At 70.6% G+C, this 22,077-nt stretch carries 18 protein-coding genes; 8 read left to right on the top strand and 10 right to left on the bottom strand.

All coding sequences use genetic code 11. The annotated features are described in order from the left end of the window. Positions 1–1,145 (top strand): ATP-binding cassette domain-containing protein (locus tag E3O46_RS18620; RefSeq protein WP_241987323.1); only part of this gene is annotated, 1,145 nt, incomplete at its 5' end. A 101-nt stretch (positions 1,146–1,246) separates the two neighbouring features. Here the strand turns inward: E3O46_RS18620 and E3O46_RS02610 are convergent. Beyond that, positions 1,247–4,360, bottom strand: a complete 3,114-nt coding sequence (locus tag E3O46_RS02610; protein ID WP_134447119.1) for an alpha-mannosidase — start codon at positions 4,358–4,360, stop codon at positions 1,247–1,249. A 166-nt stretch (positions 4,361–4,526) separates the two neighbouring features. Then, positions 4,527–6,017, bottom strand: coding sequence for an MFS transporter (locus E3O46_RS02605; protein ID WP_134447117.1), 1,491 nt, complete (start codon positions 6,015–6,017; stop codon positions 4,527–4,529). A 57-nt stretch (positions 6,018–6,074) separates the two neighbouring features. Here E3O46_RS02605 and E3O46_RS02600 point away from each other — a divergent pair, with 57 nt between their 5' ends. Then, a complete protein-coding gene (locus tag E3O46_RS02600) occupies positions 6,075–6,647 on the top strand; it encodes a TetR/AcrR family transcriptional regulator (protein WP_134561048.1) in 573 nt (190 codons plus the stop codon). A gap of 52 nt (positions 6,648–6,699) precedes the next feature. On the opposite strand, the gene E3O46_RS02595 is transcribed toward E3O46_RS02600, so the two are convergent. Further along, positions 6,700–8,550: a phosphoenolpyruvate carboxykinase (GTP) gene (locus tag E3O46_RS02595; RefSeq protein WP_134447113.1), complete on the bottom strand. Its 1,851-nt coding sequence runs from the start codon at positions 8,548–8,550 to the stop codon at positions 6,700–6,702. A 180-nt stretch (positions 8,551–8,730) separates the two neighbouring features. Between E3O46_RS02595 and E3O46_RS02590 the strand changes: the two genes are divergently transcribed. The 3 genes from E3O46_RS02590 to E3O46_RS02580 all read left to right on the top strand — a co-directional run bounded on the left by E3O46_RS02590 (position 8,731) and on the right by E3O46_RS02580 (position 11,014). After that, the gene (locus E3O46_RS02590; protein WP_134447111.1) at positions 8,731–10,173 is read left to right on the top strand and encodes a helix-turn-helix domain-containing protein; all 1,443 of its coding nucleotides are present in this window, start codon (positions 8,731–8,733) and stop codon (positions 10,171–10,173) included. A 163-nt stretch (positions 10,174–10,336) separates the two neighbouring features. Next, a complete protein-coding gene (locus tag E3O46_RS02585) occupies positions 10,337–10,651 on the top strand; it encodes a ferritin family protein (RefSeq protein ID WP_134447109.1) in 315 nt (104 codons plus the stop codon). Between the two features lie 60 nt (positions 10,652–10,711). Beyond that, a complete protein-coding gene (locus E3O46_RS02580) occupies positions 10,712–11,014 on the top strand; it encodes a hypothetical protein (RefSeq protein ID WP_134561047.1) in 303 nt (100 codons plus the stop codon). Positions 11,015–11,127: 113 nt separating this feature from the next. Here the strand turns inward: E3O46_RS02580 and E3O46_RS02575 are convergent, their stop codons facing one another. Then, positions 11,128–11,757 carry a TetR/AcrR family transcriptional regulator gene (locus E3O46_RS02575; protein ID WP_134447105.1) on the bottom strand — a complete coding sequence of 210 codons (630 nt, stop codon included), beginning with the start codon at positions 11,755–11,757 and terminating at the stop codon, positions 11,128–11,130. A 103-nt stretch (positions 11,758–11,860) separates the two neighbouring features. Between E3O46_RS02575 and E3O46_RS02570 the strand changes: the two genes are divergently transcribed. The 3 genes from E3O46_RS02570 to E3O46_RS02560 all read left to right on the top strand — a co-directional run bounded on the left by E3O46_RS02570 (position 11,861) and on the right by E3O46_RS02560 (position 15,942). Further along, the gene (locus tag E3O46_RS02570; RefSeq protein ID WP_198413429.1) at positions 11,861–12,877 is read left to right on the top strand and encodes a nitrilase-related carbon-nitrogen hydrolase; all 1,017 of its coding nucleotides are present in this window, start codon (positions 11,861–11,863) and stop codon (positions 12,875–12,877) included. Then, positions 12,874–13,926: an agmatine deiminase family protein gene (locus E3O46_RS02565; RefSeq protein ID WP_134447103.1), complete on the top strand. Its 1,053-nt coding sequence runs from the start codon at positions 12,874–12,876 to the stop codon at positions 13,924–13,926. Before E3O46_RS02570 ends, E3O46_RS02565 begins: the two co-directional genes overlap by 4 nt. 393 nt (positions 13,927–14,319) lie before the next feature. Further along, positions 14,320–15,942, top strand: coding sequence for a hypothetical protein (locus E3O46_RS02560; protein WP_134447101.1), 1,623 nt, complete (start codon positions 14,320–14,322; stop codon positions 15,940–15,942). A 16-nt stretch (positions 15,943–15,958) separates the two neighbouring features. Here E3O46_RS02560 and E3O46_RS02555 read toward each other — a convergent pair whose 3' ends face one another. From E3O46_RS02555 to E3O46_RS02530, 6 genes are all read right to left on the bottom strand, one after another. Then, positions 15,959–16,783 carry an SDR family NAD(P)-dependent oxidoreductase gene (locus E3O46_RS02555; RefSeq protein WP_134447099.1) on the bottom strand — a complete coding sequence of 275 codons (825 nt, stop codon included), beginning with the start codon at positions 16,781–16,783 and terminating at the stop codon, positions 15,959–15,961. A gap of 1 nt (position 16,784) precedes the next feature. After that, positions 16,785–17,972, bottom strand: coding sequence for a thiolase family protein (locus E3O46_RS02550; protein WP_134447097.1), 1,188 nt, complete (start codon positions 17,970–17,972; stop codon positions 16,785–16,787). A 97-nt stretch (positions 17,973–18,069) separates the two neighbouring features. Beyond that, positions 18,070–18,867, bottom strand: coding sequence for a TrmH family RNA methyltransferase (locus tag E3O46_RS02545; RefSeq protein WP_134447095.1), 798 nt, complete (start codon positions 18,865–18,867; stop codon positions 18,070–18,072). Between the two features lie 26 nt (positions 18,868–18,893). Beyond that, positions 18,894–20,369, bottom strand: a complete 1,476-nt coding sequence (locus tag E3O46_RS02540; protein WP_134561046.1) for an NAD-dependent succinate-semialdehyde dehydrogenase — start codon at positions 20,367–20,369, stop codon at positions 18,894–18,896. A 64-nt stretch (positions 20,370–20,433) separates the two neighbouring features. Next, the gene (locus tag E3O46_RS02535) at positions 20,434–21,507 is read right to left on the bottom strand and encodes an anti-sigma factor domain-containing protein (protein WP_134561045.1); all 1,074 of its coding nucleotides are present in this window, start codon (positions 21,505–21,507) and stop codon (positions 20,434–20,436) included. Then, positions 21,494–22,054: an RNA polymerase sigma factor gene (locus tag E3O46_RS02530; RefSeq protein WP_241975372.1), complete on the bottom strand. Its 561-nt coding sequence runs from the start codon at positions 22,052–22,054 to the stop codon at positions 21,494–21,496. Before E3O46_RS02530 ends, E3O46_RS02535 begins: the two co-directional genes overlap by 14 nt. Between the last annotated feature and the right edge of the window lie 23 nt (positions 22,055–22,077).

The raw sequence follows: 22,077 nt of genomic DNA, 5'->3' as shown, positions 1-22,077 counted from the left end.
GGCCCGCCGCAGCCCTCGCCGCGGAGTCCGCGGCCGCGGCGAACGCGTCCGCCAGGGCCGCCGCGACCGCCGCCGCCTCTGCCGAGGCCGCCGCCGAGGCATCGGCCGCGATGACCGCAGCGGTATATGCGGCGGCCACAGGCACCGTGTCGATCGCCGCGGTCGCAGCGGCCACGGCGTTTGCCGCCCCGGACCAGGCCTCCGACGCCGAGGTGCCCGGCCTTTCCGCCGCGGACGACTCCGCGACCGACGCCCCGGGCACCGCTACCGCGCCCGACGCGCCCGTTTCGCCCGATGCGCCCGATACGCCCGCCTCAGCCGCTTCGGCGACCTCGGTCGATTCGCCTGCGTCGCCCGCTGCCGGGCCCGATGACGGTCCGCACACAGCCCCGGCTTTCGGGTCGGTGGATGACACCGGTGCGCCCAACGTCGACGCCGGTCCGGCCGCTGACCCGTCCGAGCCGCGGCCCGTGCTGCGCGGGGTGTCGTTCAGCGCTCCGCGCGGACTGCGCACCGCCCTCGTCGGCCCGTCCGGCGCCGGGAAGAGCACCATTCTGGCGCTCATCGAACGGTTCTACGACCCGAACGCGGGCGTCGTCCGACTGGGTGGGCTGGACATCCGCACCCTGGATCGCACGGCGCTGCGGTCGCAGATCGGCTACGTCGAGCAGGACGCCCCCGTGCTCGCCGGCTCGCTGCGCGACAACCTCGTGCTCTCGGCGCCGGATGCGACCGACGAGGAGTGCATCGCCGTACTCCACGCGGTCAACCTCGGCGAGGTGCTCGAGCGCGACCCGGCCGGGCTCGGCGCCGCCGTCGGGGAATCCGGCGTGATGCTCTCCGGCGGGGAGCGCCAGCGGCTCGCGATCGCGCGGGCGCTGCTCGCGGCGCCGCCGATTCTGCTGCTCGACGAGTCGACCTCGAGCCTCGACGGGGTCAACGAGCAGTTGATGCGGGCCGCGATCGATGCCGTCGCCGTCGACCGCACGCTCATCGTGATCGCGCACCGGCTCTCGACCGTCGTCGACTCCGACCAGATCGTGGTGCTCGACCACGGCCAGGTGATCGGGACCGGGACGCACTCCGAGCTCGTCGTGTCGACGCCGCTCTATCGCGAGCTCGCCAAGCACCAGCTGCTCGTTTAACCGCGCCGGGACGCACGCCCGGTGCCCGCACTGACCCCTGACGAATTCGACGGAGTTCTTGCTCTTCCGCCACGTGGGAGGCCGGTCTTGGTCCGAGATCCCTAAGAACTCCGTCGAATCGGTCGGGGGTAGCGGAGGGTGACGAGCTGGAACGGCCGCAGCTCGATGTCGAGAAGCGGACCCGCTTGCGCGAGCGGAAGGCCGGGTTCTGCCAGCCGGCGTTCGAGCAGGTCGGTCGGGTAGGCATCCGCTGCCTCGAAGCGGCGGATGACCCGGGCACGCGCCCGGGACCCGTGCGCCTCGTAGATGCGCACGACCAGGTCGCCGCTGCGGTCTTCGGCGAGTTTGACCGCCTCGATCACGACGGCGGGGTTGTCGACCTCGAGGAGCGATTCGATGCTGTCGCTCGCGACACCGGTCACGGTGCGCAGCGGGAGATTGAGCCGGTAGCCCTCGGTGATCGCGTCCGCGATGCTCGCGCCCGGTCGCACCGAGACCCGGAAGGCGTGCCTGCCCTGGTCGGCCTCGGGGTCCGGGAAGAGTGCCGCGCGCAGCAGCGACAGCCGCACCGTCGTCGTGGCGCGGCCGGCGGCATCCGTCGTGCGGGTCATGTCGTGGCCGTAGGTGGAATCGTTGGCCACCGCCACCCCGTAGCCGGGCTCGCCGACGTGCACCCAGCGGTGCGCGCAGGTCTCGAAGCGGGCGGTGTCCCAGGAGGTGTTCGCGTGCGTCGGGCGATAGACGTGCCCGAACTGGATTTCCGAGGCGGCCCGTTCGGCGTGCACGTCGAACGGGAACTCGATCTTCAGGAGCTTCTGGCGTTCGTGCCAGTCCACGTCGAAGGCGAGATCGAGCGCCGGGGAGCCGGCGGCGAGGGTGATGTCCTGCACGAGTCGGGAACCGCCGAACTCCCGCGTCACCCGCACGCAGGCCTCGGCGGGCGTGTCGGTGACGACCTCGACGGACACGGCGGCGTCGAGCGGAACGGTCGTGCGCTTGTAGTGGGCGTCGATGTCCCAGGCGTCCCACTGGGTGGGAGTGTCGCGGTGCAGCAGCAGCCGGTTGCCGCGGCTGCCGGACGGGATGAGTTCCCGGTCGGCGCGGTGGTCGCGCAGGGAGGTGAGGAGTCCGTCGGCGTCGATCAAGACGCTGACGAGGCCGTTCGCGAGCACGAGCAGGCCGGACGCCGTGCGGACCACGGTCGCGGGGGCATCCGCTAGGCCCGCGTCGTTTCTGACCGTCGCGCCCGGACCGGCGCCGAGGGCTGGCACACCGGACAGGGCGTATGGACCCGCGTTGAGTGCCACGGTTCGGTCGCCGGCGCCGCAGAGTGCGGTCACGGATTCCGCGACGAGCGCGCCGAGGTCCCGAGCGACCTCCGCGTAGCGGCGTTCGGCCTCCTGGTGCACCCAGTCGATCGAGGAACCGGGCAGGATGTCGTGGAACTGCTGGAGCAGCACGGTCTGCCAGGCCCGCTCGAGCGCGTCATACGGGTAGGCGGCCCCGGTGCGGATGCTCGCGGTCGCGGCCCAGAGCTCGGCCTCCCGCAGCAGATGCTCGCTGCGCCGGTTGCCGCGTTTGGTCCGGGCCTGCGACGTGTATGTACCGCGGTGGAACTCGAGGTAGAGCTCACCCGACCAGATCGGCGCCTCCGGGTACTCGGCCTCTGCGGCCTCGAAGAACCGTCGCGGGGTGGAGAGCTCGACCGTCGGTGACCCTTCGAGCGAGGCGGTCCGGCGGGCGGCGGCGATCATCTCTGCAGTCGGGCCGCCCCCGCCGTCGCCCCAGCCGAAGGGGACGAGCGAGGTATTGGCCATGCCCTTCTCGGAATACTGGGTCTCCGCACGGGCGAGATCCGCGCCGGAGAGGTCGGAGCTGTAGGTGTCGACGGGCGGGAAGTGCGTGAAGATGCGGGTGCCGTCGATGCCCTCCCAGCGGAAGGAATGGTGCGGCATCGGGTTCGTCTCGTTCCAGGACGACTTCTGGGTGAGGAACCAGCGCGACCCCGCCGCCGCGATGATCTGCGGAAGCGCGGCGGAATACCCGAACGAGTCCGGCAACCAGACCTCGAGCGGCTCGATCCCGAACTCCGCGAGGAAGAACCGTTTGCCGGCGACGAACTGCCTGGCCAGGGATTCCCCGCCGGGCATATTCGTGTCCGACTCGACCCACATCCCCCCGACGGGCACGAAAGCACCCGCGGCGACCTGGGCGCGCACCCGCTCGAACAGCTCGGGGTAGTACTCCTTGAGCCAGGCGTACTGCTGGGCGGATGACGCGGCGAAGGTGAATCCCGGATACTCCCCGGCCAGGGCCAGCACGTTCGAGAACGTGCGGGCGACCTTGCGCACGGTCTCCCGCACCGGCCAGAGCCAGGCACTGTCGATGTGGGCGTGCCCGACCGCGTGCACCCGGTGCGCGCTCGCGGCGGCGGGCTGCGCGAGCGCGGGGGCGAGCACGGCCCGGCCTCGCGCGGCCGATCCGGAGACATCATCCGGGTCGAGCACGTCGAGGCAGCGCTCGAGGGCGCGCAGGATCCCGGCAGCGCGCGTCGACCCGTGCGGCAGGGCACGGCGGAGACCGTCGAGGGCGAGGACGTCCTGCAGTAACTCCCAGACCTCGTCGTCGCGGAGCGCGAGGTCGAGCTGTCGCAGCCGATAGAGCGGTTCGGTGCCGGCCGTGGCCGGGTCGCCGTTCCGGGTCGGCACGAACGTGAACCCCGCGGTGACGTCGGGGTTGGCGGCCGCCTCGACGTAGAAGTCGACGGATGCCGGGGCGCCCGTTGCGTCCAACGGTCGCGGTACCAGCGGCGCAAGCGGCAGGGAGCGGTTGCGCGGTGCGATCCCCTTGATCACGGCACCGCCTGCGGTCCAGGCGATGCCCTCGGCCTGGAACCCCGGCGTCGTGTCGGTGAAGCCGAGGTCGACGACGGCCTCGATCCGGGTACCGGGCTGCCCGGCCCAGTCCGCGGGGATCACGCCTGTCACGTGGAACCAGACCGTCGCCCAGGGGCGGCCCCATGCCTCGGCGGGGGCGAACGGAGCGTAGGACTGCTGCACGGCCTCGGCGAAGGTCGCGGGGGCATCCGTCACCGGAGCCGCCGACACCCAGGCCGAGACCTGCAGCGGCACGACCGCGCGGTACACGGCCGGCCGCAGCCGTTCGCGGAGGAACCGGTCGATGCGCTTCTGGATCAGTGCGGCCTCGTCGTCCATGCCAGCATCCTACGACCGCCCGCGGGGGCGAACTCAGGAATTCCGCACCGGTTGGTCGGAACTGCCGCACTGTTCCGCGGCCCCGGCTGCGCATCCCGCCGGATCTCCTGGGTTAGCCCCGCGCGGTCCAGGTGACGCCGAGCACGCGCGAGGCACACAGACCCGGTCAGCCCAGGTGCACGATCTCGGGGGCACCGACCAGGTCCGCCTTCGAGTGCTTGATCATGAAGAACGAGATCGGAGCGGCGAGCAGGATCAGCCCGGCAGCCCAGAGGAACGCGACCGAATACCCGCTCACGAAGGCGTCGAGCTGAACGGTCGGCGTCGCCGGGTTCGAGGCCAGGTAGCTCGAGATCGCGGCCGTGTACAGGGCGGTGAACAGGGCGGTGCCGATCGACCCGCCGATCTGCTGCGTCGCGGACACCGCGGCGCTGGCCACACCGGCGTCGTGCGCGTCGATGCCGGCGAGGGCGACGTTCTGCAGCGGTACGAAGATGGCTGCGAGGCCGATGCCGAGCAGGATGACACCCGGCAGGACTCGCAGCACGTAGTCGTCCTGGACAGTGACGAAAGACAACCAGGCGAGCCCGGCGGCGGCGATGACCGGGCCGATCGTCAGGGGCAGGCGCACGCCGACCTTCGGCAGGATGCCGGAGAGCGCGGTCGCGCAGACCATGATGGTCGCGGTCATCGGGAGCGAGGCGAGCCCGGAGCGCAGCGGCGAGTAACCGAGCACGATCTGGAAGTACAGGGTGAGGAAGAACAGGCCGCCGAGGAGGCTCGCTCCGGTGAGCAGCGAAACCAGGAAGGCGCCGCCGCGGACCCGGTCGGTGACGACCCGGAGCGGCAGCAGCGGGTTCGTCGCCCGGGCCTCGACGATGACGAAGGCCACGAGGAGCACGACGCCGAGGGCGAGGAAGCCGATCGTCTCGACCCGCCCCCAGCCGTTCTCGGCCTGGCTGAAGCCGTAGACAAGTGAGGCGAGGCCGGTGACGATGAGGATCACGCCGGGCAGGTCATAGCGGGTGTTTCCGTGCGCGCGGCTCTCCTGCATCAGCGGGATCGCGGCGAGGATCGCGACGAGGGCGATCGGCACGTTGACGAGCAGGCACCAGTTCCAGCTGGTGAACTCGGTGAGCACCCCGCCGAGCACGAGGCCGACGGCCGCGCCGCCGCCACCGATCGCGCCGTAGACGGCGAAGGCCTTGATCCGGTCCGTGCCGCCGGGGAAAGTGATCGTGAGGATCGCAAGCGAGGCCGGGGCGAGCAGGGCGGCGAATGCACCCTGCAGACCGCGGGAGATCAGAAGCTGGGTGGTGGTGTCTGCGAGCCCGCCGACCATGGATGCGAGCGCGAAGCCGGCCATCCCGACGAGGAAGGAGCGCTTGCGGCCCCAGTAGTCCGCGATGCGGCCGCCGAGCAGCAGCAGCGAGCCGAAGGCGAGGGCGTAGATCGTGACGACCCAGGTGCGGTCGCCGTCGCTCATGCCGAGGGCGAGCTGCGCCTTCGGCAGGGCGATGTTGACGATGGTCCCGTCGAGCACGACCATGAGCTGGGCCAGTGCCAGCACGGCGAGGAGCCACCAGCGGCGCGGGTGAGCTGCGGGATCGGACAGGGGCGGGGAGGAGACGGAGAGAGCAGGAGCGGGGGAACTCATCGAGACAGAAATCCTATTCAAACGAACTAGTTGGTTGGGATAGGTATGATCTTAGTCATGAGAAGTGACGGTGAAGCGACCCGCGAGCGAATTCTCGATGCGGCCCAGGCCGAGTTCGCCCGGTACGGACTGGCCGGCGCGCGCGTCGACCGCATCGCCACGGCCGCGAAGGCGAGCAAGGAGCGCCTCTATGCATACTTCGGCGACAAGGGCGCCCTGTTCACCGCCGTGCTCGAGGTCAACCGGCGCGACGTGATGGCCGCGATCCCGATGGACACGGACGACCTGCCCGGCTTCGTCGGCCGGGTCTTCGACCACGTCGTCGAGCACCCCGAGCACGTGCGGATGCTCGACTGGGCCAGGCTCGAGGGCGCCGCCGCGCTGCTGCCGACGACCTCGGAATGGCGCAACGGCCCGGAGGCGGCCGCGATCGCCGCCGCCCAGTCCCGGGGCGACATCGACCCCTGCTGGGATCCGGAAGACCTCGTCACCCTCGTCTTCTCGCACGCGACGTCGTGGGTGCACTCCCCCGGGGTGTTCCCCGCCCCGGGCAGCGCGCCGGAGGCATCCGTGCGGGAGCGCCGCCGCGCCGCAGCGGTCGCCGCCGCCCGCAAACTCATCGCCCCCTGAGCCGGGGCGGGCCGGGCAGCGGATGCCGCCGGCCGGCCCCCACGGCCCGCCGCTACCCCTTGAGGTGGTAGCGCACGCTCGAGAGTTCGGCGAGCAACGCAGCGGGGACCCGGTCGCCGAACTGGGCGAAGTAGTCCTCGGTGAGGTCGCACTCGGCGAGCCAGCTGGTCTTGTCGATGTGGAACAGCTGCTCCACGGTCTCCTCCGGGAGGTCGAGACCGGCGAGGTCGAGGGCGCCCGCGGCGGGGAGGCGTCCGATCGGGGTGTCGACGGCATCCGTCGACCCTTCGATGCGGCGCACGATCCACTCGATCACCCGCGAGTTCTCGCCGAAGCCGGGCCAGAGGAAGCTGCCGTCCGCGCCCTTCCGGAACCAGTTGACCTGGAAGATCTCGGGGGCGCGGCTGCCGAGGCCCTTGCCGACCTTCAGCCAGTGCGCCCAGTAGTCGGCCATGTTGTAGCCGCAGAACGGGAGCATCGCGAAGGGGTCGCGGCGGAGTTCGCCGACGGTGCCCTCTGCTGCTGCGGTCTTCTCTGAGGAGATCGTCGCCCCCATGAAGACGCCGTGCTTCCAGCTGCGGGCCTGGGCGACGAGGGGCACGTTCGTGGCGCGCCGCCCGCCGAAGAGGATCGCGTCGATCGGGACGCCGCCGAAGGCCTCCCAGTCGTCGGAGATCGAGGGGCACTGCGCCGCGGCGACCGTGAAGCGGGAGTTGGGGTGCGCGGCCGGCGTCGGCGACGAGGGCGTCCAGTCGTTGCCCTGCCAGTCGATCAGGTGGCTCGGCGGCGTCTCGGTGAGGCCTTCCCACCAGACGTCGCCGTCGTCGCGGAGGGCGACGTTCGTGAAGATCGTGTTGCCCCAGACGGTCTGCACCGCGGTGGGGTTCGTGACGACGCCGGTGCCGGGGGCGACGCCGAAGAAGCCAGCCTCCGGGTTGATCGCCCAGAGGCGTCCGTCGGGGCCGGGGCGGAGCCAGGCGATGTCGTCGCCGATCGTCTCGACCGTCCAGCCGGGGATCGTCGGGCGCAGCATCGACAGGTTGGTCTTGCCGCAGGCGGAGGGGAAGGCGCCGGCGAGGTGAACGGCGCGACCCTCCGGCGAGGTCACCTTGATCAGGAGCATGTGCTCGGCGAGCCAGCCCTCGTCGCGGGCCATCACCGACGCGATCCGCAGGGCGAAGGACTTCTTCGAGAGCAGCGCGTTGCCGCCGTAGCCCGAGCCGTACGACCACACCTCGCGGGTCTCGGGGAACTGCACGATGTACTTGGTGTCGTTGCAGGGCCACGTGACGTCCGGGCGGGTCTCGCCTGCGGCATCCGTGAGGGGGTAGCCGACGCTGTGGATGGTTTGCACCCATCGGGCTCCGGCCTCGATCAGCTCGAGCACGGCGTCGCCCATCCGGGTCATGATGCCCATGTTGAGCACGACGTATGGTGAGTCGGTGATCTCGACGCCCAGCTGGGAGATCGGGCCACCGAGCGGGCCCATCGAGAACGGCACGACGTACATCGTGCGGCCGCGCATGCTGCCGGCGAAGACGGCGCGCAGCTCGTCTTTCATCGCTGCGGGGTCGGCCCAGTTGTTGGTGGGGCCCGCGTCGTCGGGGTCCGTCGAGCAGATGAAGGTGCGGTCTTCGACCCTGGCGACGTCGGACGGGCTCGTCCGGGCGAGGTAGCTGTTCGGGCGCCACTCGGGGTTGAGCTTGATGAGCTTGCCCTCTGCGACGAGCTGCTTGGAGAGTTCGTCGGCCTCCCGGCTCGAACCGTCGCACCAGATAACTTCGTCCGGCTGGGTCAGCCGGGCGATGGAATCCACCCAGGACTGGAGATTGGGATCCGTGGTACCGGCAGTGTCGTCGGAATCGCTTCCGCTGGATGTGACTCGGAAGTGGGCGATGGTCATCTCCTGGCCTTTCTCGGTATGGGGTGTGCAGCGGATGCCTGCGGTCGTGATCGATGCATCCGCGCGGCTTGTCGTCGGGCGTCCGTAACTCTGTGCTGCAGAACCAGAATGCGCGCAATCTTCCCTCCTGGATCAAAAAACTCATTTTAAGAATCGCGCTTCTTTAGATATTGTTAAGGAATGTCGACTCGAGCCTCTGATCTCGTCACCCTGGGCCTGCGCATCCGCCACTATCGCGGCGAGCGCGGCCTCACCCTCGACCAGCTCGGCGAAAAGGTCGGACTCGCAGGCAGCCAGCTGTCGCTCATCGAAAACGGCCGGCGGGAACCGAAATTGTCGATCCTGCAGGACGTCGCGACCGTGCTCGGCGTCCCGATCGCCGACCTGCTCAACGGCGAGGCGCCGAACCGGCGGGCCGCGCTCGAGATCGAGCTCGCGCGGGCGCAGAAGAACCCGCTCTACGGTGCGCTCGGCCTGCCCGAGGTCAAGGTCACCAAGGGCATGCCGGTCACTGCCCTCGAGTCGCTCATCGGGTTGCACCGTGAGCTTGCGCGGCGCGCGAGCGAGGCGATCGCGACGCCGGAGGAGGCCCGGCGGGCGAACACGGAGCTGCGCGAGCTCATGCGCGAGCAGAACAACTACATGCCCGACATCGAGGAGCTCGCCGAGGACCGGGTGCGGGCGTCCGGTCACGTCTCCGGAGCACTCACGCACCGCGAGGTGAGCGTGATGGCCGAGCAGCTCGGCTTCAGCCTGATCTATGTCAACGACCTGCCGAACTCGACCCGCTCGGTGACCGACCTCGTCAACCACCGGATCTACCTGCCGCCGGCGTCGATCCCCGGCGGGCACGGGCTGCGGTCGATGGCGCTCCAGGCGATGGGGCACCGGCTGCTCGGGCACGAACGCCCGGCGAGCTACGCAGAGTTCCTCTGGCAGAGGCTGCAGATCAACTACTTCGCGGCCGCGTGCCTGATGCCGCCTGCCGCGTCCGTCGCGTTCCTCGCGCGCGCGAAACGCGAGCGCGAGCTCTCGGTCGAGGATTTCCGCGACGCGTTCGGCGTGACCCACGAGGCCGCGGCCCTCCGCCTGACCAACCTCGCCACCTCGCACCTGGACATGCCGCTTCACTTCCTCAGGGTCACCGGCGACGGCGCCCTGCAGAAGGGCTACGAGAACGACGGCCTGCCGCTGCCGGTCGACGTAACCGGTTCGATCGAAGGCCAGTTCGTCTGCAAGCAGTGGAGTGCCCGCAGCGCCTTCACGCATACCAACCGCACGACCGAGTTCTACCAGTACACCGACACTCCGGCCGGCACCTTCTGGTCGGCCACCCAGACCGGGGCGGCGGATGGCGGCGAATTCTCGATCAGCGTCGGGGTGCCGTTCGTGCACGCCAAGTGGTTCCGCGGACGCGAGACCGTGCAGCGAGCCGTGTCGCGCTGCCCGGACGAGTCCTGCTGCCGCCGGCCGGCCTCCGACCTGGCCGCGCACTGGGCCGGTCACGCCTGGCCGAGCGCCCGCCTGCACGCGCACGTGCTCTCGCCCCTGCCGAGCGGCACCTTCCCCGGCGTCGACGACACCGAGGTCTACGAATTCCTCGAGGCCCACGCGGCCCCGTGATCGGATGGTGTTTTGGCGTCCGGCTGGGTCGAGTATGTGTGTGGGGATTCCATGTTTCGAAGCAACGCCACCTTCCACGGTGGTCTCGCGTTCTTACGCCCGCACCGGATCAGGGCCTACGCTGCGATTAGTCGGGCCGTTTCCGACAGAAAAGGAAGAGAACATGCCGACAGACCAGTATCACGAGCCGCCTCAGGAGTTGTCTGCCGAGGTGCGTACGTTCGCCAGGATGTGCGCAAGCCTCTCCGAAGAAGCCGAAGCAATCGGCTGGTATGAACAACGCATAGCCGTTGAGCAGGATTCCGCCGCCCGCGCCATCATGGAGGATTCGCTCGGCGAAGAGTACAAACATTTCAGTATGGAACTGGAGTTCCTGCTCCGCGCAAAGCCGAAATGGCGAGAAATCGCTCAGGGCATCCTCTTCACGGACGGCGATATCGTCTCGCACGGTGAGAAGGCGGAGGCGGAAGCCGATTGAGTGCGCCGCGCGCGTTCGCCACAATGTAACGGAGAATGGCTCCTCAACGGCGGCACAAAAATGAGCACCGGAAGGGCCGGAGCGATCTTCGCAGTCTCGGCATTGGCGACGCTCGTCGCCGGCGTCGTTCTGGAGTTGTCCGGCGATGCGGCGGCGAACCAGCTGGGAGTCTCTGGAATCATCTTCGGTGCCACGATCCTGGCCCTGGCGACCTCGCTGCCCGAGCTCTCCACCGGTCTGCAGTCCATCAAACAGGGCGACGACAACGTCGCCATGAGTGACATCTTTGGAGGAAATGCCTTCCTCCCGGTGCTCTGCCTGTTCCTCGTCGGTATCGCGGGGCTCTTCACCATCGCGTCCTGACCGCGGGGCGAGCGTACCCGGTGGGAGTCGTCGTGTCTGGCAGCGGATGCAACGGATGCCGACATGTACGTTCCGACCCAGTTGCGGAGAGCGGATGCGCCGGAGCGAGTGCGTCAGGCGGGTGCGGCAGAGAGGGTGCCCGGCGGGAGACCGAGTTCGTGCTCTGCGACGGTGCGCACGAGGTCGCGCTGGCCGCGGGCGTCGCCGTAGCGCACGACGGCGTGCGCGTTGATGCCGTCGATGATCGCGAGGAGCTGCCAGGCCAGGGCGCCGCTGTCGGCGACGGCGAACTCGCCGCGCGCGCAGCCCCGGTTCAGGAGGGCCACGAGGAACGCCTGCCAGGCATCCATCTGCACGCCGACCTCACGGGCAAGGGCGATGTTGCGGCGCCCGACGCTCCAGGCGTCGAGCCATACGGTCGTCACGGCACTGCGATCGGGGCCCAGGAGTGTGTCGATCAGCGCGCGCAGCGCCTCGACGGAACTCGGGAGAGCGGAGAGCTCCTTCGTGATCTCCGCGAGCTCTGCGCCGGCGATCGAGCCGAAGGTCGTCGCGACGAGGCCCTCCGTGCTCGGTTCGTAGTGGCTGACCAGGGCGGGTGTGACACCGATCCGGGCCGCGATCGCGCGGAGCGTGATGGCGTCGAGACCGTCGTAGCGGGCGATCTCGCGGGCCGTGCGCGCGATCTCGGCGGCGCGCTCGGGACCGGACTTGCGCTTGACTCGGCTCGGAAGGGTTGACATCGCACCTCAGTGTATATAGTTATGCCTCGGGCTTATTGATCAAGTGATCAACTGGCTCCCTATCCTTTCTTCGACCGCCGTTGCCGGCACCCCAGGAGACGCCTTGCAGCTCATCATCGCCCCCGCCGCCCCGCCGCTGACCCGGGTCGCCGACGCCGCACCCACCCCCGCCCCGCTCCGGGTCGGGCTCGTGCAGCACCGCTGGCACGCGGACGACGCGACCCTCCGCGCCGAACTCGCAGAGGGCATCCGCCTTGCCGCCGCCGCGGGGGCGCGGATCGTGTTCCTCCCGGAACTGACCCTCCGCAAGTACCCGGGCAACCGTCGTGCGACCGGCGTGCCCAAGCTCGACGCCGAGGACCTCTTCACCGGCCCGACCTTCGCCTTCGCCGCCGAGCAGGCCCGCGCGCACGGCGTCGTCGTGCACGCCTCGCTGTTCGAGCGGCCGGACCCGGCCGACCAGCCCGGCGACCCGCGCGGCTACAACACCGCGATCATCGTCTCCCCCTCCGGCGAGCTGCTCGGCCGCACCCGCAAGCTGCACATCCCCGTGACCGAGGGCTACTACGAGGACACCTACTTCCGCCCCGGGCCGCCGGAGAATGCGTACCCCGTCTATGCCCCGGCCGAACTCGACGGCGCCCGCATCGGCATGCCGACCTGCTGGGACGAGTGGTTCCCCGAGGTCTCGCGCCTCTACGGCCTTGCGGGGGCGCAGATCCTCGCCTATCCGACTGCGATCGGCTCCGAGCCGGGCTTCCCGGCATTCGACACCCAGCCGATCTGGCAGCACGTCATCGTCGGCAACGGTATCACGAGCGGCCTGTTCATGGTCGTCCCGAACCGCTGGGGCGATGAGGGCGACCTGACCTTCTACGGCTCCTCGTTCATCTCCGACCCCTACGGGCGGATGCTGGTCCAGGCCCCCCGCGACAAGTCGGCCGTGCTCGTGGCCGACCTCGATCTCGCCCAGCGGGCCGAGTGGCTGGCCCTGTTCCCGTTCCTGGGAACGCGCCGGCCCGACAGCTACGGACGCCTGACCACCCCGGTCGAGCAGGGGCATCCGTTCGGTGCGGACGCGGACTCGAGCGCGGGCGCGGGCGCGGCGGCCCGCGCATGACCTGGCGGATGCCCGCGGAGACCGCGTTGCAGGAGCGGGTCTGGATGGCCTTCCCCTCCGACGGCTACACGCTCGGCGACACGGCGGCTGAGGCGGAGGATGCGCGCAGCACCTGGGCGGCCGTCGCGCACGCGGTGCTCGAGTTCGAGCCGGTGACCATGGTCGTCGACCCCGGGAGCGCCGGCGGGACCGGCGCACGCGACGCGCGGGCCGCCGCCGCGCGGCACCTCTCCGCCGGCGTCGACGTACTCGAGGCCCCGCTCGACGATGCCTGGATGCGCGACATCGGGCCGACCTTCGTGCTCGATCCGGCCGGGCGGCTCGGCGCCGTCGACTGGATCTTCAACGGCTGGGGCGGCCAGGACTGGGCGACCTGGGGCCGCGACGCCGACATCGCCGGGATCGTGACCCGCGCGGCCGGGGCGAGACCGGTGTCCTCGCTGCTCGTCAACGAGGGCGGCGGCATCCAGGTCGACGGCGAGGGCACCGTAATCGTCACCGAGACCGTGCAGCTCGACCCCTGCCGGAACCCGCAGGCGGACCGGGCCAGGGTCGAGGCCGAACTCGCCCGCACGATCGGGGCGACGCACGTGATCTGGCTGCCGCGCGGCCTCACCCGCGACCAGGCCCGCTTCGGCACCCGCGGGCACGTCGACATCGTCGCCGCGATCCCCGCGCCCGGCACGCTCCTGGTGCACGCCCAGAACGACCCGGCGCATCCCGACTACAGTGTGACCCGGGAGCTGCGCGCGGGGCTCGCCGCGTCGACGGATGCCGCTAGCCGGCCCTGGACGATCATTGACCTGCCCGCGCCCGCCCGGCTCTCCGACGCCGAGGGCTTCGTCGACTACAGCTACGTGAACCACCTCGTCGTCAACGGCGGCGTCATCGCGTGCGGCTTCGGCGAACCCCGGGCGGATGCCGCGGCCAGGTCGATCCTCGAGAACGCCTACCCGGGGCGGAAGGTTGTGACCGTGGACGCGCGGCCGCTCTTCGCCCGCGGCGGAGGCATCCACTGCATCACCCAGCAGCAGCCCGCGGCGGCTTAACCCGCCGCAATGTCTGGCGGTGAGGCTGTCGGCGCAGCTAGGGTATGTGTGGGCGTGTGATTTCCCCCCCTGTTCCGGGGTCCGTCGCACGGCCGACCATACCCATTTATCACTACGTAACCATTCGTCGGAAGGTCTGTCGTTCGCCCCAGCGGCTGATTCGATTTTCCAGACGGTGCCGGACCCCTCGCAGCCCTCGCTGCGGACCGGTCCCCTCCGTTCGACTGCCGACACACGGTCCCGAAACCCCTGTCGGCTGAGCACCCCGACGAAGAGGTGACGTCGAAGCGAGAAACGCGGACCCGCCGTGACCCACCCGACACCCGATACACCGATACCCGAAGCCTTCGACAAGCTGCCGACGTACACCGACGTCCGAGCGGGAGTTCTCGGATGAGTGCCACAGGCGATTTCCGTGACGTGGAACGCGAGGCCCTGCTGCGCCGCAGCCAGCGCTCCGCCGCACGCACCGCGGGGAAGAATCCGCCGGCCGCGCGCGCAAGCCAACCCGCGACCGGGACCTCTCCCGTCGTCCGGCTCGGGCGCAGCGCAGCGATCACCTTCAACCCGGCGCTCCTGAGCGCCGCCGAGCGCAGCCGGTTCAGCCGGCACATGAACGCGCGGGTGTCTCCGGGCAAGGGCGTGCTGTCCAACGCGGAGTACTACGCCCAACAGGCCTTTGTCGACGTCGCCCAGATCTCAGTGCCCACGGTGAGCGGCCGGGACAACGTGAACTGGGTGCTCAAGCGCGGCGACGGCAGCACCGAGGTCGTCCCCGACTTCGTGGCCCGGGCCGTCCAGCCGCGGGAAGCCGGTTATCCGGGCGTGGGTACGGCTGTGACCGCACCCGTTGCGGTGCCGGTTGTTCTTCTGCCCGCCGCGCTCCAGGCCGCGCCGCCGGTCACCGGACTGCCGGTTGTCGCACCGTTTACTACCGCGCCGCCGATCGCCGCATCGTTTGCGGCCGCGCCGCCGGCCGCCGCACAACCGGTCGCTGCACCGCCGCCGCGACCCAGTGCATCCGCTGCCGCTGCCGCGCTTGCCGCAGCCGCAGAGACCGCGGTCGCCCAGGCGGCCGCGGCGCAGGCCGCCGCCGCGGAAGCCGAGACGGCACAGGCCGAGGCAGCGCACGCCGCCGCCGTGCAAACCGCTGCAGCACAAGCTGCAGCACACCGTGCGGTTGAGCAGGCCGAGGCAGCTCAAGCCGCAATCGAGCAGGCCGCCCGGGCGCAAGCCGCCGCCGCACACGCCGAAGCACAAGCCGCGGCAGAAGAAGCCGCAGCCGCGCAAGCCGCCGCAGCACAGGCATCCGCGGCGCAGGCATCCGCAGCACAGGCCGCGGCCGCACGGGCCGCCGCAGCGCAAGCGATCAACGTGCCGCTCCACGTGCCACTGGCCGGCCCGTCGCGACTGCCCGCGCCGCCGGAACCGGAACCGGTGTCGACGGTGCGGTCCGCCGCGGAGTCTGCCGCACACCTCGCCGCACAGCGCGCACCCCAGGCGCCCCTGACCCGGTCAGCGCGTGCGCCGATGGCGCCCGCGCCGGGCGCGCCGATCGTGGCGAACTACGCCGGCACGGTCACGGGTTCTCAGATCCTGCGCGCCGAACGGGACCGGGCCAGGGAGATCCTGGCCAGGGCCACCGAGCTGCGCGTGAAGACCGGTCAGAAGAGCACGGGTCCGAACTATCGCGCCGCCCTCATCTCCGAGAACCGGGCGCGCACGAAGTTCTTCGAGCTGAATACCCAGACCGAGCAGGCCACCGCCCGCGAGGCGCGCATCGAGTACGCGGCGCTGCTGAGTTCGCTGACCGAGGGCACCGAGAACTATCGGATCGAGTATGAGGCGCAGCTCTCGGCGCTGCTCGCGGGCGTCACACTGCCGGCCCTGACGGAGCGGATCGCGGCCGCCGAGACGATCGTGCACCGCCAGGACGAGATCGCCGGGCTCGCGACGGATTCCGCGGAGCGCTGGGCGGCAGGCTCCCCGCAGCGGAAGGTCAACCACACCGAGTAGGCCAGGTCGCGCGGGCTCAGCGGGGCGGCATCCGGATTCCGCCATCGAGCCGGATCGTCTCGCCGTTGAGCATCGGGTTCTCCACGATGTGCCGCACGAGCGCGGCGAACTCGCTCGGGTCGCCGAGCCGGGCCGGGTGCGGAACCTGCGCGGCGAGCGACTCCCGCACCGCAGCAGGCATGCCCTGCAGCATCGCGGTGTCGAAGACGCCGGGCGCGATCGACACGACCCGGATCAGGGAGCGCGCGAACTCCCGGGCGAGCGGCAGCGTCATCGCCGCGACCCCGCCCTTCGAGGCCGCGTATGCCGCTTGCCCGACCTGTCCGTCGAAAGCTGCGACGGATGCCGTCGTCACGATGACGCCCCGCTCGGCGGTCCCGCCTCCCCCGGCTCCAGCACCTGCGCCAGAGCCGGCGCCGAGGCCGATGGCCATCTCGTCGATCGGCTCGGCGGCGAGCATCGCGGCGGCCGCGAGCCGGATCACGTTGAACGTCCCGGTGAGGTTCACCCGGATCACCCGCTCGAAGTCGTCGAGCGGGAGCGGGCCGTCCCTCCCGACGGTGCGTTCCGCCGGCGCGATTCCCGCGCACGTCACGACGATCCGCAGCGGCGCCATCGACACCGCCGCCTCGACGGCGCTGTGCACATCGCCCACGCTCGTGACGTCGCCGGCCACGAAGCGCGTCCGGTCGCCGAGGGCGGCCACGATCGCGGCCCCGGGTGCTCCCGGCAGGTCGAGCAGCACGACTGCTGCCCCCGCCGCGTGCAGGGCGGTGACGGTAGCCAGCCCGAGGCCGGAGGCGGCTCCGGTGACCAGTGCGGAGCATCCGTCGATGCGCATCTCAGAGCCTTTCGATGATCGTCGCGTTGGCCATGCCGCCGCCCTCGCACATGGTCTGCAGGCCGAAGCGGCCACCGGTGCGCTCGAGGGTGCCGAGGAGGGTGCCGAGCAGTCGGGTGCCGGAGGAACCGAGCGCGTGGCCGAGGGCGATCGCGCCGCCGTCCGGGTTGAGGCGTGCGGGATCGGCGCCGAGTTCGCGCGCCCAGACGAGCGGAACGCACGCGAAAGCCTCGTTGACCTCGTAGGCGTCGAGGTCGTCGAGATCGAGGCCGGAGCGGGCGAGGATGCGCCGGGTTGCCGGGATCACGCCGGTGAGCATCAGGAGAGGGTCGCTCCCCGTGATGGCGAAGCTGTCGAACCGCGCCCGCGGCGTGCAGCCGAGCTGGGCGGCGCGCGCAGCGCTCATGATCAGCACGGCGGAGGCGCCGTCGGTGAGCGGGGACGAGTTGCCCGCGGTGGTCAGCCAGTCGAGGTCGGGGAACCGGGCCGCGAGGGCATCGGTGCGGAACGCCGGCGGCAATGCGGCGAGGCCCGCCGCCGTGGTGCCGGGACGGACGGTCTCGTCGCCCGTGACGGAGGAGCCGTCGGGGAGCCGGACCGGGACGAGGGCGCGGTCGAAGTCTCCACGGCCGGTCGCATCCGCTGCGAGCCGATGCGAACGGGCAGCGTACTCGTCGAGTTCGGCGCGGCTGAGGCCCCAGCGGCGGGTGATCAGCTCGGCGGAGACGCCCTGGCCGACGAGACCGTTCGGGTAGCGCTCAAGCAGGAGCCGGCCGGACGGGTCCTGGCCCGGACGCAGCGAGGAACCAAGCGGAACCCGGCTCATCGACTCGACTCCGCACGCGATCACGATGTCGTAACTGCCGGCGATCACGCCCTGGGCGGCGAAGGTCGCCGCCTGCTGGCTGGAACCGCACTGCCGGTCGATCGTCGTGCCCGGCACGGACTCCGGGAATCCCGCGCTGAGCAGCGCGGTGCGGGTCACGTTGTAACCTTGCTCGCCCGACTGCGTGACGCAGCCCCCAATCACGTCGTCGACGAGCGCGGGGTCGAGGTCATTCCGGCGGACCAGCTCGGCGAGCACCCCGGCGAGCAGGTCCGCCGGGTGCACCCCCGACAGCGCTCCATTCGGCTTGCCCCGCCCGGACGGGGTACGCACGACATCGATGATCACGGCCTCGTTGCTCATGCCGACAGCCTAGGCCTATGCCGCGCCGCCGGGGCCCGCCGGCGTTGGCGCGGCGCAGGGCTCCGCGAGCAACGGGCGGGCGGATGCGCGGCGCGGGTCAGGCCGAGAGCGCCCACATCGCGACGGCGCTCGCCGCGGCCACGTTGAGGGAGTCGACGCCGTGCTTCATCGGGATCTGCACGACACTGTCCGCTGCGGCGAGGGCGTCCTCGGTGAGGCCGTCGCCCTCGGCGCCGAGCAGCAGGGCGAGCTTCTCGTGATCGCGAGACTGCACGTCACGGAGGCTGACGGCATCCGCCCGGAGGGCGAGCGCGGCGACGTGGAAACCGTGCCTCGACAGCAGGGCGCGGGTGCTCGTCCAGTCGCCGACGCGGGTCCACGGCACCTGCAGCACCGTCCCCATCGAGACGCGGATGGCGCGGCGGTAGAACGGGTCGGAGCAGCGCGGCGTGACGAGGATCGCATCCGCCCCGATCGCGCCGGCGGAGCGGAAGATGGCGCCGACGTTGGTGGGGTCTGACACGTTCTCGAGGATCACGATGCGCCGGGCTCCGGCGAGCAGGCTATCGGCGTCCGGCAGGACCGGCCGGTTCATCGCCGCGATCAGACCGCGGTGCAGGATGTACCCGGTCAGCTCGGCGAGGAGCTCCCCTGGCCCGACGAACACCGGCACGTCCTCGCCGACGAGCGCGCGCGCCTCGTCGACCGTGTTGCCGAGCGCGAGCACGGAGCGTGGCCGGTGGCCGGCACGCAGCGCCCGCTCGAGCACGAGCGCAGACTCGGCGATGTACAGGCCGTGCTCGGTGCCGCGGGCCTTCTTGAGGGCAACGTCGGTGACGTGGGCGTAGTCGACGAGTCTCGGGTCGTCGAGGTCGGTGATCGGGGTGACGGGCATCCGTTCAGTCTACGAGCCGGCAGGTGCTAGTCGGCGAAGGGGTCCGGGGTCATCGTGTATTTGGTCGAGAGGTACTCCTGGATGCCCTCCGGGCCGCCCTCGCGCCCGAGGCCGGATTGCTTGACCCCGCCGAACGGTGCGGCCGCGTTCGAGATCACGCCGATGTTGAGCCCCATCATCCCGGTCTGCAGGCGTTCGACCATGCGTTGCCCGCGGGCAAGGTCCCGGGTGAAGACGTAGCTGACCAGCCCGAACTCGGTGTCGTTGGCGAGCCGCACTGCGTCGTCCTCCTCGTCGAAGGTCGCGATCGCGAGCACCGGCCCGAAGATCTCCTCGCGCAGGATGTCACTGCCCGGCGCGACCCCGGCCAGCACGGTCGGCTCGAAGAAGGTGCCGGCGCCTTCGATCGAGTCGCCGCCGGTGAGCAGTCTCGCGCCGCGCTCGAGGGCGTCCTGCACCAGGGTGGATGCCTTCTCCACGGCCCCGGCGTTGATCAGCGGTCCGATGTTCACGCCCTCTGCGGTGCCGCGACCCACGACGAAGTCCTGCACCCGCTCGGTGACCCGGCGGGCGAACTCCTCCGCGACGGACGCCTGCACGATGAACCGGTTGGCGGCCGTGCATGCCTGCCCGACGTTGCGGAATTTCGCCGCGATCGCGCCGTCGATGGCCTTGTCGAGGTCGGCGTCGGCGAAGACGATGAACGGCGCGTTCCCGCCGAGTTCCATCGAGGTGCGCAGCACGCCCTGGCCGGCCTGGCCGATCATTCGGCGGCCGACGGCCGTCGAACCGGTGAAGCTGAGCTTGCGCAGCCGCGGGTCGGCGATGATCGGGTCGGATACCGCGCCGGAACGCGAGGTCGTGATGACGTTGAGCACACCGGCGGGGAGCCCGACCTCGGCGAGGAGCTTGGCGAAGTACAGGGTCATGAGCGGGGTCAGCGACGCCGGCTTCACAACGACGGTGCAGCCGGCGGCGAGCGCGGGGGCGATCTTGCGGGTGGCCATGGCGAGCGGGAAGTTCCAGGGCGTGATCAGGAAGCAGGGGCCGACCGGGTGCTGGGACACCAGCATCCGTCCGGTGCCCTCGGGGTTGGTGCCGTACCGGCCGCTGATGCGCACGGCCTCTTCGCTGAACCAGCGCAGGAATTCGCCGCCGTACGCGACCTCGCCGTAGGCCTCGGCGAGCGGCTTGCCCATCTCGATCGTCATCAGGAGCGCGAACTCCTGCTTGCGCTCCTGCATCAGGTCGAAGGCGCGCCGAAGGATCTCACCGCGTACCCGGGGTGGGGTCGCCGCCCAGCTGTCCTGGGCGTCGACGGCGGCGTCGAGGGCTGCTGCGCCGTCGGCGACCCCGGCGTCGGCGATCGAGGCGATGACGAGCCCGGTGGCCGGGTCGACGACGTCGAGCGTCGCCCCGTCACGCGCGGGCACCCACTCCCCGTTGATGAAGAGTTCCTTCGGAACCATCCGGAGAAGTTCGGCTTCGGTGACGTTCGTCATAGTGTCTCCCTGTCGCGAGTGTCTGCTGCTCTGCGTCATCCAGCCTATCCGCGGGCGGCCGCGCTCACATAGCGTGCAGCTCTCCGCGCACGATCGAATTTCCTGAGTGAGCCGGGTTTCCGTTGTCGGGTTCCGCCGAAACGTCGACGAGCGGGTACTGGGCGAGGTCGACGCCGTCCGGGATATCGAAGTGGCCGATGTTCCCGTCGAGCAGGCCGATGCTGATCAGGCCGGACGCATCCGCCTTGATCAGCCAGACTTCGCGGAGGGGGGCCGCCGCGGTTGCGACGGCGAGACCGGTGAGGTCGACGACGACCTCGCGATGACCGCCGGGAGTCACCTCGACCGCCGCACTGCCGCTCGCCTTCCAGCCGGGGAAGGGCGTGAGCTGGGCCTCGAAGGTGATGGGCGCCGTCGCGGGCGGGCGGAGTGCGTCGGCCCAGCGGGCGGCGCCGAACCCGGCGAGGAGCAGCGCCAGGCTCGCCGCCGCGGCGATGAGGACCCGCACCCAGGTTCGGGTCGTGGACCTCACACGTCGGCGAGGCCGCAGCCGGGCAGGCGAGTCGGAAACGCGGGGGGTCGCCGGCTGCGCAGCGGGGGGCGGCGACGGCGAAACGGGCAACTCTGCCACGGGCACCGGCAGGGCCGCGACCGGCCGGGCAGGCACCTTAATTGCGGGATCCCCCGCGGATGCCTCCCGACTGCCCGGAAAAAGGTCCGAGACCTCGGAGGCATCGGACGCGGCGGACGCGTCGGAGACCTTGTACCCGTCGTACCCATCGGACACGTCATACCGCTCGGAAACGTCGCACCCCTCGGAGTTGTCGGAGGCGTCGTACACGTCATAGACGACACCGGCAGCCTCTGCATCCGCAGGGCGCACGAAGTCACGGAGCCTCGGTTGTGCACCGACAGCGCCGCTGAGGCTGAGAGTTGAGTGGATGCCCGCCCATACGGAGCCCGCGGGCTCGGTCAGGCTGATGTGCCGGGCGGACCTGCCGACCGAGGCGGTGTGCTGCAGGGAGATCAACTCGAGCGCGCACTGCGGGCACACCGAGAGGTGCACGCGTTCCGCCTCGGTGAGGTCGAATTCCGCGAGGGCGATGAGTGCGAGGTCGTCGCGGTCAATATGTGTCATCTTCGGCCTCCAATCGGGCTCGCAGGCGGCCAAGGCTTCGGCGGATGTGGCTCTTGACCGTTCCCAGCGGCAAATCGAGCATCGCGGCGATCTGCGCGTGCGTGAGGTCAGCATAGAACGCGAGTTGCATGACACGTTGCGGGACGGGCGGGAGCCGCTGCAACTCTTCGGCGAACATCACCCGGTCGGCGACGTCAACCGAGTCGTCGACGGAGGTCGTCCGCAGTTCGCCCGCAACGGCCTGCTCGATCCGGCGGCGCCTTGATCGTGCCTCATGGGTGTCCGCGACGGTGTGTCGGGTGATCCCAACGATCCAGGCGGGGAGCCGCGCCCGCTCGGGATTGTAGTTGTCCCGTCCGCGCCAGGCCGCGATGAAGACCGTCTGCGTCACGTCCTCCGCTTCGCCGGGATCTCCGAGCGACCGCACCGCGATCGTGTAGACGAGCGACGACCACCGTGCGTAGGCCTCGGCAAGGGCACGTTCATCCCCCGCTTGGAACGCGGCGGCAAGTCGCACGTGGTCGACGTCATCGATGGGTACGGTCACGGGGTCTCGTCGCCTCCCAACTG

It is taken from the genome of Cryobacterium glucosi (genome assembly GCF_004402235.1).
In the GTDB taxonomy this organism is placed as follows: domain Bacteria; phylum Actinomycetota; class Actinomycetes; order Actinomycetales; family Microbacteriaceae; genus Cryobacterium; species Cryobacterium glucosi.
This window is presented reverse-complemented; position numbering and strand designations above follow the sequence as displayed.